Below are 11733 nucleotides of genomic sequence, written 5' to 3' on the forward strand. Positions count from 1 at the left end.
GGCGGCATGTATCAACGGCAGATCGAACAGGTGCGGCGCACCAGCAAGGCCTTTCACGCGGTCGCGGAAAAGACCCTGGATGCGCGGCGCAGCGAAGGGCGCCCCGGAGCCGAGGAGGCTCGGCGCGCCATTCTCGACGGAGAGTCGCTGGAAAGCATGGGGGCGGGGGGCGAGGCCTTCGACACCACGATGGTGGCCGAGGCGATCATCCTCGCCGAACTGCGCCCGGCCTATTTCGTCCGCGACACCGGCATCGACCTCGACAACCGCATGGCGGGGGAGCCGGATCTGGTCGAACGCATCACCGACCAGAAGGCGCGGCTCGAAACGGTCACCCGGTCCATCGGGCGGGTGGATCTCATCAACCACTGGTCGCTGCCCTACGGCGGCACCGGCTTTCTCGTCGGCGACGATCTCGTGGTGACGAACCGCCACGTCGCCCGGCTGTTCGCCGAGCAATTGTGGAACGGCTACCGCTTCCGGCGCGGGCGGTTCGGGCAGTTGATGGAAGCGCGGATGGACTATTGCCACTTCCACGAATCCGACCGCCGCAACCGTGCCGAGGTGGCCGACATCGTCTATGTCGCGCAGGACAACGAACCGGATTTCGCCCTGCTCAAGGTGCGCAAGCTCGACGATGTGCCCGCGCTGATCCTGTCGAAGCAGGTGATGAGCGAAGGCCACCCGGTCGCCGTCGTCGGCTACCCGGCCGAAGACGGGGACCGCAACGAACGCGACCTGATGGAGCAGTATTTCGGCGGCATCTACCAGGTGAAACGCTTTGCGCCGGGCTATATCACCGAACGCGATGAAAGCCTCATCACGCTGACCTCGGACTACACCTCGCTCGGGGGGAACTCCGGCTCTCCGCTCATCAGCCTCAAGTCGGGCGAGATCGTCGGCCTGCACTTTGCCGGGCGCTTCATGGAGAACAACTATGCCGTGACATCCGACGTGCTCGAGGCGGCGTGCCGCCAGGTCTCTCGGCCGGTGGTGGTGCCCCGGATGCCCGAGGAGGCGCCGATCTCGGCCGCCGACGTGTTCGCGGGGCGCGAGGGGTATGCGGCGGATTTCCTCGGGGACGGCGATCTGGCGGTGCCGCTGCCGCGCCTCGGGGCCTGGGCGGGGGATGCCGCGCCGGTGGCAGGAACGGCGGACAACATCCTGCGATACACGCATTTCTCGGTGGTGCAGTCGGCCTCGCGCCGGTTGCCGCTGCTGACGGCGGTCAATATCGACGGCGGGCTGTCCAGGCGGCTGACGCGGCAGGGAGCCTGGCGGCTCGACGGACGTCTGGACGCGGCGCATCAGGTGGGCAACGCGCTCTACGCCGACAACCCGCTCGACCGGGGGCACATGGTGCGCAGGCGCGATCCCGGTTGGGGCGAGGCGGCGCAGCAGGGCGAACTCGACACTTTCCACTACACCAACTGCGCGCCCCAGCACGAGGATCTGAACCAGAAGGACTGGGTCGGCCTCGAGGATTACATCATGGAGGCCGCCGAAACCCTTGCCTTCCGGGTCAGCGTCTTCACCGGCCCGATCTTTCGCGACACCGACAAGCGGCTCAGGCAGACGGGGGCGCCGGACGTGGCGATCCCCGAGGAGTTCTGGAAGGTCGCCGTCATCGTCGATGCCGCGACCGGCACGCTGTCGGCCACCGGCTACGTGCTGTCGCACGGCCCCTTCATCCGCGAACTTGTGGAAAGCCCCTTCGTCTACGGGTCCTACCGCACCTACCAGGTGCAGATCGCCCGGATCGAGGCGGAGACCGGCCTGTCCTTCGGCGCGCTGACCGGGTGCGACCCGCTGGGCGCGACCCTCGACAACGAGGCGCCGTTCACCCAGGTTGCCCGGGAACTGGACGGACCGGAGAGCCTGCTGCTGGCGCCCGGAGCCACCGGGTGAGGACAGGATGCCCATGAGATACGACGACCGCGACGGCCCCGGCTTCGGCGCGACGCTGGACGACGAATTGCAGGCGGCACGGGCGGCGGTGCGATCCTTCGGGCCGTCCTCCATCGACACGCTGCTGGACCGCATCGCCGAGGCCCGCGAGGGCGGCGCGGTGGCCGGCGCGCACGAGGTCGTCGCCCTCATGGAGGTCTGCAAGGCGGCGCGCGGCTTTGCCCAGATGCTGGAACTGGCCGAGATCTTCGACGGGCTGGACGACGTCGAGATTCGTACGCTCCAGGCCCAGGCGCGGATCGACACCGGGGATTGCCGTCTTGCCATCCACGGGCTGCGCCGCCTCGGTCACCGGCTGGAAGACGGCGGCACCCCCGCCCGGATCAGCGAGGTGACGGGCCTGCTCGGCCGCGCCTTCAAGCAGGAATTCGTCGCCTGCGCCGCCGCCGCGGACCGGGCGGGGGCCGAGCGGGCGCTGCGGCAGTCGGTGGCGTGTTATCGCAAGGTCTACGACCTGGACCCGGCCTGGCACGGCGCGAACCTTGCCGCGCTCGCCTGGCGCGCCGAACGCGAGGGCATCGCGCTCGACATCCGGGCGGCGGATGTGGGGGCGCGACTGGTTGTGGATCTCGCGGGCCTGACGCCCGATCCCTTTACCGTCGCCGGGCTGGCGCAGGGCTACATGGCGCAGGGCGACTGGATTTCCGGACAGTCCCGCTACGAGGAATATTTCCGGCGGCTGGCCGCGCTCAAGGGGCAATCGGCGGCGTTCATGATCTACGGCGATCTGCGGCAATTGTCCGAGATCTGGCTCGCCGACAAGGGCGACGTTCCCGAAACCCGCGAGATCATCGACACGCTGCGGCAGGCCATGGCGCGGACCGTGCTGCCGGGGTGCAGCGACGGCGATGCCGAACGGCTTCTGGCCGCGCTCGACGCGCCCGGCGTCGATCCCGAGGAAGAGCTTCAGGCGATGGTGGCGACCGGCCAGATCGTCACGGTCGAGGAAATGCGCGCCGTGATCCGCAACCGCGACGTGGTGGCGCGGGTGTCGGATGCCTTCGGCAAGGCGCGGGGCAGCGGCTTTCTTCTGGATGGCGCGCCCTTCGGGACGCCGGGGCGGCAGCCGGTCTTCATCACCAACAATCATGTCATCGCCAGCGATCCCGTGTTGCAGAGCCAGATGGACCCCGGCAACGCGCGGGTGCATTTCCTCAGTTGGGATCACGCGCCGCAGGCGGGGTTCCGGGTCGGGCGGGTGCTGATGGAATCGCCGCCGCAGGAGTACGACATCACCATCGCGCTGCTCGAAGCCCTGCCCGGAGACGCCCCCTTCGCGACCCTGCGGACCCCGGCCGAGCGGTTCCTGCGCCCGTCGCCCGCGGCGGGGCCGCTGGGCCGGGTGCATCCGATCGGCCATCCGGACGGCGGTCCTCTGTCGCTGAGCCTTGCCGGGAACGAACTGGTCGATCACGAACTCCACCTCGGCAATCGCGGCGTCCGGCGCCTGCATTACAAGGCCAATACCCGGCCCGGCAGCTCAGGCTGTCCGGTGTTCGGGACCGAAGGCCACCTGGTCGCCGTGCACCGCGCCGCCACCGGGCGCAGCCTTGCCGGGACCCGGATCGACCACGGGCCGCACTACTATGCCAACGAGGGCATCGGCATCCGCTGCATTCTGGAATGGTATCAGGGCCGGGTGAGCTGAGCGGGCTCAGTCCTCGCCCTGCAGGCCGGTCAGGATCTCGCGCGCGAGGGCGCGGCTGAGCGGGCGCTTGCGGGCCAGCCCCTCGGCATCCAGCGCCGACACCACCTGCCGCGCGGTGGCAAAGCTGCGCGGCATATGGCGCACGAGGTAGGGAATGACATCCGGCGCGGGCACGGCCTGCCGGTCGGCAAAGAGCTTGACCAGCACGGCGGCAAGCAGATCGTCGTCCGGCTGGGGCAGGGTGGCGGTCTGGGTTCCCTCCATCCGGCTGCGCAGGTCGGGCAGCGCCAGCCCCCAGAGGCGCGGCGGCATGGCGGCGGTCATCAGCAGCGGCTGGCCCTGCGCAAGCGCGAGATTGTGCAGGTGGAACAGTGCCTCCTCGGCCCCGGCCTGCGCGGCGATGCGCGGCACATCCTCGACACAGACCGGCGCATCGGCCAGCGCCGGAATGTCGGCCACGGCAAGATCGGCCGCCGCGACGATCCTCGCGCCGCAATCCTGCGCCCAGACATGGGCCAGGTGCGTCTTGCCCGCCCCGGCCGGTCCGACGAGGATCATCTTTCCCGAGGGCCAGCGCGGCCAGTTGTCCAGCAGCGCCACCGCCAGCGCATTGGCCTTGCCGATGAAATAGTCCTCACGCCCCAGCGCCGCGCGGGCGGGCAGGGGGAGGGGCAGCTGATCGGCCATCATCAGGGCTCCCCGACTCCGCCACCGTCAGACGACAGGCCCCCGTAAAGACGGCTGTGCTTGTAGCGTTCGATCAGGAAACGGGCGAAAACGCCGATGGAGGCCGCGAGCGGCACCGCCACCAGCATCCCCACGAATCCGAAGAGCGATCCGAAGACCGACAGGGCCAGGATCAGCCAGACCGGGTGCAGCCCGACGCTTTCCCCCACCAGCTTGGGGGTGAGGAAGTTGCCCTCGAGGAACTGCCCGAAAAAGAAGATCCCCGCCACGGCGGCAATCCAGATCCAGTCGCCCCAGAACTGGAACAGCGCCAACCCGATCGCCAGCGCGCCGCCGACGATGGCCCCGACATAGGGGATGAAGGTCAGGAGTCCGGCAACGACCCCGACCACCAGGCCGAAATTCAGCCCGACCAGCGCCAGCGCCACCGCGTAATAGGTGCCGAGGATCAGGCAGACCGACCCCATGCCCCGGATGAACCCGGCCAGGGTCTGGTCCACATCCCCGGCAAGACGGCGGATCACCGGCGCATGATCGCGCGGCAGAAGCTCGTCGACGCGGGCGACCATGTTGTCCCAGTCGAGCAGCATGTACACCGCCACAACCGGCACGATCACGAACAACATCAGGATGTTGATGACCGAAAGCGCAGAACTGAGCGCGGTGTTCAGAAGCTCTCCGCCGCGCTGCTTGATGGTGTCGCCCAGCGAGACGAGCGTTTCGCGCACCGGGTTGTTCTCGTCCATGAGCGAGGGAAAGTGTTCGACCAGAAAGGTCTGCAGGTTGCGGAACAGGGTCGGTGCGGTCTCGATCAGCTGGCCCGACTGGCGCACCAGCGCCGGCACCACGGCGAGCGCGAGGATGACGAAGATCAGGACGGCCGCCACCGTGATCGCCCCCGTGGCGGCGGAGCGCGACAGGCCCATGCGCTCGAGCCGGTCCGCAACCGGGTCGAGGAAATAGGCGATCGCCCCGCCCAGGATGAAGGGCAGCAGGACATTGCCGAGGAACCACAGCACCACGACGAACACCACCGCAGCGATGCCCCAGTATTTGAATTGAGTCTGCACCGGCAGCGCCATGACGGTCCTTTCGCGGGCCTCTGCCTCTACATCGCGTTTTGCCGGGTCCGATTCAAGTGGGCTGCGGGCCGTCCGGGCCGGGCCGGGGCCGGGCTGGGGCAGGGATCGCGGGCCCTGATCGCATGCGGTACGGACCGCAGCCGGTTCCGCCGCACCGGGTAGGGAATACCCGTCTTCGCGGCGAAGGTCGGGAATCCCTGCCTTCGGACGGCGTCGCACGCTTGCTAGGCTGATCCCGAAGACGATTTTACCAACGCACATTCGGGAGCCGAGATCATGGCCCGCACAGTCTCCGACCTTCTCCGCAGCTTCCGCCGCCCGGCACCCCGCCGCTCGGCCCGGGGGTATGCGCTTTTCGTCGCCGGGTGCCCCTGGACCGACCCGCGCTCGACGCAGTTCCGCAACATCCTCTCCTGCCTCTGAGGCGGCGCCGGTTTTGCGGATCGGCGGGGATGTGTCATGATGCCCCGATCCATATGTTTCCCCAGCAAAGGAGCGTCCGAATGGACAAGGACGAAGCCCTGAAAGCCGCGCTGGCGCAATTGCCCCACGCGCCGAAGACACCCGACGGCAAACCCGTTCCGGGCATGATCAAGATCCGCACCCGCCCCGGGCCCGCGCGTCCGGAAAAGACCCCGCCGCCGGACAAGGCACCGCACTGAACCCGGGGCGCCCCGGCCGGGCACCCCGGGATACCGGCCGATCCGGTACGCGATACGGCATGGCCCTTGCGCCGGGAGCAGCCTTCGCCTAACCCGTCCCGGACGAATTTCTAGCCCGGGAGGTCCGAGCCCATGCGTCTCAGCCGCTATTTTCTGCCTGTCCTCAAGGAGACGCCCTCCGAGGCCCAGATCGTCTCGCACCGCTACATGCTGCGCGCGGGCATGATCAAGCAGGCGCAGGCCGGGATCTATTCCTGGCTCCCGCTCGGCTACAAGGTGCTGCGCAACATCGAAAACATCGTGCACGAGGAACAGCAGCGCGCGGGCCATATTCCGCTGCTGATGCCCACGCTGCAATCGGCCGAACTCTGGCGCGAATCCGGACGCTACGACGACTACGGCGAGGAGATGCTGCGCATCAAGGATCGCCACGGGCGCGACATGCTCTACGGGCCGACCAACGAAGAGCTGATCACCGACATCTTCCGCAGCCACGTGGGTTCCTACAAGGACCTGCCGCTGACGCTCTACCACATCCAGTGGAAATTCCGCGACGAGGTCCGTCCGCGCTTCGGTGTCATGCGCGGCCGTGAATTCCTCATGAAGGATGGCTACAACTTCGACCTCACCAAGGAAGACGCGCTGCACGCCTACAACCGTCACCTCGTCAGCTATCTGCGCAGCTACGAGCGGATGGGCCTCCAGGCGATCCCGATGCGCGCCGACGGCGGGCCGATCGGCGGCGATTATACCCATGAATTCCTCGTGCTGGCCGAAACGGGCGAATCCGAGGTCTTCTATGACAGCGAGATCACCGACCTGAAATTCGGCGACCGTGCCATCGACTACGATTCGGTGGCCGAGTGCCAGGCGGTGCTCGAGGAATTCACCTCGCGCTACGCCCGCACCGACGAAACTCACGACGCGGCGCTGTTCGACCAGATCCCCGAGGCGCGCCGCCGCTCGGCGCGGGGCATCGAGGTCGGCCAGATCTTCTACTTCGGCACCAAGTATTCCGAGCCGATGGGCGCGATGGTCGCCGATGCGGAGGGCAACCGCGTGCCGGTGCACATGGGATCGCACGGCATCGGCGTGTCGCGCCTGCTCGGCGCGATCATCGAGGCGAGCCACGACGACAAGGGCATCATCTGGCCCGAAGGCGTGACCCCCTTCCATTGCGGCATCGTCAACCTCAAGGTCGGCGATTCCGAGGCGGACGCCGCCTGCGAGGCGCTTTACGGCGCGCTCACCGCCCTGGGGCTCGAACCGCTCTACGACGATACCGAAGAGCGGGCCGGGGCAAAGTTCGCATCGATGGACCTCATCGGCCTGCCGTGGCGGATCACCGTGGGCCCGCGCGGTCTCAAGAACGGCGTGGTGGAACTCACCTCCCGCCGCACCGGCGAGAGCGAGGAACTCCCCCCTGAGGCGGCCGTGGCACGCATCGCGCAAATCTACGGCAAGGCGGTGGCGGCGGCCTGACAGCGCCGCCGATTCGCGTTAGACTGCCGCCCGCAGCCCCGACAAGAGGGCTTCAGGAGGCAGTCATGTTCGCAAAAACCCTGGCCCTGGCCGCGGGCCTCACCGGCGCGGCGGGGCTGTCGCAGTTCCCGGAATTCTCGCAGCAATACGTGCAGCGTCTCGGCGGGACGGTGGACGAACTCGCCCGCAGCCTGGCCGAGTTCGACCGCGATGCCGCGGGCCTCGGTCTCGACCGGGCAGAGGCCCTGCGCCAGCTCGCCACGGGCGGAGATTTCGGCGCCGCCCGCGCCGACACGATGGGCGATACCATCCGCCGTCACGACCGGCTCGCCGCGGACCTCGCGGCGCTGACCGGGGCAGGGGCGCTGGAACGCGTCCGCCTCGCCACGCACCTGACCGATCCCGACCTCGTGCAACGGACCTGGCAATCCTACAGGCCCGCCATGCCGGTCACCCCCGAAGGCGCGGCCTTTGCGGGAACCGGCTTTGTCGGGGGCTGGTTCGTGGTCTCGCTGCTGCTGTCGGTCCTCGCCATGCCGTTCGCGCGCGGCGGCAGGTCCTCTGCGGCTGCAAGGCGGGAACCGACCTTCGAGCGGGTGTCCCGCGGACGGCGCGAACCGACGCTCCGCGCCACGAGGGGCTCCGCCCCTTCGCGCGCCGGGGCGCGCTTACCCCGGGATATTTGACGCCAGAAGAAATCCCTTGGGTCCCCCGGGCTTCTTCTGGCCCGAAATATCCCCGCCGGAGGCATCGGTCCCTTGCCGTACGCGCGGCGCGGGGCGGATGCGGAACGCCGCCGAGGGGCGGCTCAGACCGCCGCCCGCACCTCGGCCACGATGCCGTCCACGATGCGGGTCAGCAGCGCCTCGTCCTCGCATTCCGCCATGACCCGGATCAGCGGTTCGGTCCCGGACTTGCGGATCAGCAGGCGGCCGCGCCCGGACAGGGCGGCTTCGGCTTCGGCGATGGCACCCTGCACGCCGCTGGTTTCGAGCGGTTTCTGCCCGGCCGCGAAGCGGACGTTCTTGAGCATCTGCGGCACCGGTTCGAAACTGCGCGCGAGCACCGACGCCGGGGCGCCGGAGCGCACCATTTCCCCGAGGAACTGCAGGCCGGCCATGAGACCGTCGCCCGTCGTCGCGTAATCGGTCATGACGATGTGGCCGGATTGCTCTCCGCCGAGGTTCCATCCGCCGGCCCGCATCGCTTCGACGACGTAGCGGTCGCCCACCTTGGCCCGTTCCAGGCGCAGTCCGCGCCCGTTCAGGAAGCGTTCGAGCCCGAGGTTCGACATCACCGTGGCCACAAGCGTGCCGCCCCTCAGGCGGTCTTCCTCGGCCCAGCGCGCGGCCATCAGCGCCATGATCTGGTCGCCGTCGGCCACGGTGCCGGTTTCGTCGATGAGGATCACCCGGTCCGCATCGCCGTCGAGGCAGATGCCCACGTCGGCGCCATGGGCGACCACCGCCTCGGCCGCCGTGCGCGGCTTGGTCGAGCCGCAGTCGAGGTTGATGTTGAGCCCGTCCGGAGAGGTTCCGACCGGAATCACTTCGGCCCCGAGTTCCCAGAGCACCTCCGGCGCGGTGCGATAGGCGGCACCGTTGGCGCAGTCCACGACCACCTTCATCCCGTCGAGCCGCATGCCCTGCGGGAAGGTCGACTTGACCCGCTCCTGGTAGCGGAAGCGGCCGTCGTCGATGCGCTTGGCGCGGCCGATATTGCCGGCGCGGGCGGGCGAGACGCCTTCCTCGACCAGCGCCTCGATCTCGGCCTCCGCCTCGTCCGAAAGCTTGAACCCGTCGGGGCCGAAGAACTTGATGCCGTTGTCGCTGGCCGGGTTGTGCGAGGCGGAAATCATGATGCCGAGATCCGCCCGCATCGAGGGTGTCAGCAGGCCCACGGCGGGCGTGGGCACCGGCCCGAGCAGCAGCACGTTCATGCCCGTCGAGGTCAGGCCGGCCGTCAGTGCGTTTTCGAACATGTAGCCGGACAGGCGCGTGTCCTTGCCGATCACCACCCGGTGCACCCCGCCCTGATCGCGGCGGAAGTACCGCCCCGCCGCGGCGCCGATCATGAGCGCCATCTCGGCGGTCATGGGAAAGGTATTGGCGGTGCCGCGCACGCCGTCGGTGCCGAAAAGTTTCCGTGTCATCTGCCTGCTCCGTCTTCGATTGCGTGCCATAGCGCGAAAGCCTGCCGCGTCTCGGCCACGTCGTGAACCCGTATGATCTGAATGCCCTGCGCCAGCCCGGCCAGGGCCACGGCGACAGACCCGGATGCGCGTTTCGCAGGCTCCGGCTCCGCGCCGATGCGCCCGATGAAGCCTTTGCGGGAGGCGCCGAGCAGGATCGCGCATCCGAGACCGTGGAACAGCGCCAGCCCGTTCAGAAGCGCCAGGTTGTGCGCCTGCGTCTTGCCGAAGCCGATGCCCGGATCGACGATGATCCTGTCCCGCGGCAGCCCCTTGGACTCCAGCATCTCCACCCGCTCTTCGAGGAAATCGTAGACGTCCAGCAGGACATCTTCGTAGCGGGGATCGTCCTGCATCGTCGCCGGATCCCCCCGGGAGTGCATGACGCAGACCGGCAGCCCGGCCTCTGCCACGAAGTCCGCGAGGCCGGGGTCGAAGGTCAGCGCCGCCACGTCGTTAACGATGGCCGCACCCGCCGCGACGGCCGCCTCGGCGACCCGGCGCTTGCGGGTGTCGATGGAGATCGGCACACCGCCGAGATCCGCGATGACCGGCGCGGTGCGCGCGATCTCGTCCGCTTCGCTCACCGCGAGGGCTCCCGGGCGGGTGCTCTCGCCGCCGACATCCAGGATCTCGGCACCGTTGGCGACAAGGCGTGCCGCACGCGCGACCGCTGCCGCCGGGCCGTCGTCGAGGCCGCCATCGGAAAAGCTGTCGGGCGTCACGTTGAGGATGCCCATGATCCGCGTCCGGTCCAGCGCAAGCCCGGCAAGCGGCAGGCGGGGCGCGGTGAGCCGGGCGAGGATGTCCTGCGGCACGTCGCGCGCAGGCACGCGCGTCACCGACCCGTCGCGGCGGTGGCGGGCGCAATGGGCGAACCACCCCCGTCCGCCCGCAAGGGGCAGCGCCGTTTCTGGCCGGGGATCGTCACGCCGCACCAGCGGCCGATAATAGTCACGCATGCCCGTCTGTAGCCGTTGCGGCTTCGGCTTGGCAAGCGGTGCGGTCTCAGCTGTTTCCAAGTGTTACAGCGCGGGCGGGAACGGGTGAGGCGGCGGGCAGGTTTTCGCCCACCACGACCAGCTCGCAGGCTTCCATCAACCCGGCGAACCATGCGGCCAGGGCCACGGAATCCTGCGGGTGGGAGCGGGGCCCCTGCGTCGCGTCGAGCACGATCTTGGACGGGGCCCAGATGCAGATCTGGCTGTTCCGCATCGCCCAGTCGAGCTCGGTCCGGGTGGCGACCACCTTAGCGCGCGGATCGCGCGCGGCCAGGATCCAGCCGTTCTGCTCCATCGCGAGCAGATCTATGCGGCGCTGCGCCAGAGGATGGGCGGCATTCGGGCGGGCGATGTCCGGCAGACCGACACACAGGATCAGCGGGCGGTCCTGCGAGGCGAGCGCGTCGACGCGCGCCACCAGGTCCGGCGCGGCGATCGCGGCGTTGGACAGGTAGACGACGCGGGGATGCGGGCGGGGCCGGGCGACCTCGCTCAGATGCGCGCCGAAATCCCGGCGGCTGCGGACGATCTCGACCCCGAGCGCACCGGGCCCGCGATCCAGCTTCTCGATCCGTACGAAGGCGCGCATGGCCTGCGGTTCCAGCAGGATGCGCTCGGCGATCCGTTCGGCCAGCGTTTCCAGGAGATTGACGCGTTCGGCCGCCAGTTCGGTGGAAATCGCCTCGCTCACGCGGTCATAGGACAGGATGCGGTCGACATCGTCGTCGAGCGGCGCCGTGAAGGGCATGACCTCGACCACGACGTCGAAGCGTATGCGCTGGGTGTGGCCGCGCTCGGCCTGGAAGGCGCCGATTTCCACGTCGCGCACGTGATCGCGCAGCGAGATCCGGTCGCGGGGCGCGTCGCCTTGCGTGGCGATGGCCCGTTCGGACGGATGCGCGAAGGCTAGGCGGATTTCGTCGGCCACGGGCGGCCCTCCCGATGTGTCAGCTCCGGTCCCGTCACGGGCCAAATCTTTTTTGAAAAGATTTGCAAAAGTCTTGAAAGACTT

11 protein-coding genes are annotated in these 11733 nt (G+C 68.8%); 6 read left to right on the forward strand and 5 right to left on the reverse strand.

Annotated elements, in window-relative coordinates:
- The first annotated feature begins 6 nt into the window (after positions 1-6).
- Together ACN0RJ_RS08350 and ACN0RJ_RS08355 are read left to right on the forward strand one after the other, a co-directional pair.
- Complete coding sequence (locus tag ACN0RJ_RS08350) at positions 7-1908, forward strand: DNA/RNA non-specific endonuclease (protein ID WP_417723983.1); 1902 nt, start codon at positions 7-9, stop codon at positions 1906-1908.
- Between the two features lie 13 nt (positions 1909-1921).
- Positions 1922-3616: a serine protease gene (locus tag ACN0RJ_RS08355; protein ID WP_417723984.1), complete on the forward strand. Its 1695-nt coding sequence runs from the start codon at positions 1922-1924 to the stop codon at positions 3614-3616.
- Positions 3617-3622: 6 nt separating this feature from the next.
- Here the strand turns inward: ACN0RJ_RS08355 and ACN0RJ_RS08360 are convergent, their stop codons facing one another.
- Together ACN0RJ_RS08360 and ACN0RJ_RS08365 are read right to left on the reverse strand one after the other, a co-directional pair.
- On the reverse strand, positions 3623-4306 hold the full coding sequence (locus tag ACN0RJ_RS08360) for a chromosomal replication initiator DnaA (protein WP_417723985.1): 684 nt from the start codon (positions 4304-4306) through the stop codon (positions 3623-3625).
- Positions 4306-5385 carry an AI-2E family transporter gene (locus ACN0RJ_RS08365; RefSeq protein ID WP_417721008.1) on the reverse strand — a complete coding sequence of 360 codons (1080 nt, stop codon included), beginning with the start codon at positions 5383-5385 and terminating at the stop codon, positions 4306-4308. The genes ACN0RJ_RS08360 and ACN0RJ_RS08365 overlap by 1 nt, the downstream gene beginning before the upstream one ends.
- Positions 5386-5661: 276 nt before the next feature.
- Between ACN0RJ_RS08365 and ACN0RJ_RS08370 the strand changes: the two genes are divergently transcribed.
- From ACN0RJ_RS08370 to ACN0RJ_RS08385, 4 genes are all read left to right on the forward strand, one after another.
- Positions 5662-5808: a hypothetical protein gene (locus ACN0RJ_RS08370; protein WP_417721007.1), complete on the forward strand. Its 147-nt coding sequence runs from the start codon at positions 5662-5664 to the stop codon at positions 5806-5808.
- 80 nt (positions 5809-5888) lie between these two features.
- Positions 5889-6047, forward strand: coding sequence for a hypothetical protein (locus tag ACN0RJ_RS08375; protein ID WP_417721006.1), 159 nt, complete (start codon positions 5889-5891; stop codon positions 6045-6047).
- Between the two features lie 132 nt (positions 6048-6179).
- Positions 6180-7529, forward strand: coding sequence for a proline--tRNA ligase (gene proS, locus ACN0RJ_RS08380; RefSeq protein WP_417721005.1), 1350 nt, complete (start codon positions 6180-6182; stop codon positions 7527-7529).
- Between the two features lie 65 nt (positions 7530-7594).
- Complete coding sequence (locus ACN0RJ_RS08385) at positions 7595-8215, forward strand: DUF2937 family protein (protein ID WP_417723986.1); 621 nt, start codon at positions 7595-7597, stop codon at positions 8213-8215.
- A gap of 122 nt (positions 8216-8337) precedes the next feature.
- Here ACN0RJ_RS08385 and glmM read toward each other — a convergent pair whose 3' ends face one another.
- The 3 genes from glmM to ACN0RJ_RS08400 are packed head-to-tail and all read right to left on the reverse strand — an operon-like array spanning position 8338 to position 11649.
- Positions 8338-9681: a phosphoglucosamine mutase gene (glmM, locus tag ACN0RJ_RS08390; RefSeq protein WP_417723987.1), complete on the reverse strand. Its 1344-nt coding sequence runs from the start codon at positions 9679-9681 to the stop codon at positions 8338-8340.
- Complete coding sequence (gene folP / locus ACN0RJ_RS08395; RefSeq protein ID WP_417723988.1) at positions 9678-10682, reverse strand: dihydropteroate synthase; 1005 nt, start codon at positions 10680-10682, stop codon at positions 9678-9680. Before folP ends, glmM begins: the two co-directional genes overlap by 4 nt.
- 46 nt (positions 10683-10728) lie before the next feature.
- On the reverse strand, positions 10729-11649 hold the full coding sequence (locus ACN0RJ_RS08400; protein WP_417723989.1) for a dihydroneopterin aldolase: 921 nt from the start codon (positions 11647-11649) through the stop codon (positions 10729-10731).
- Positions 11650-11733: the final 84 nt, after the last annotated feature.

The sequence above is a fragment of the Salipiger sp. genome, from assembly GCF_048261495.1.
In the GTDB taxonomy this organism is placed as follows: domain Bacteria; phylum Pseudomonadota; class Alphaproteobacteria; order Rhodobacterales; family Rhodobacteraceae; genus Salipiger.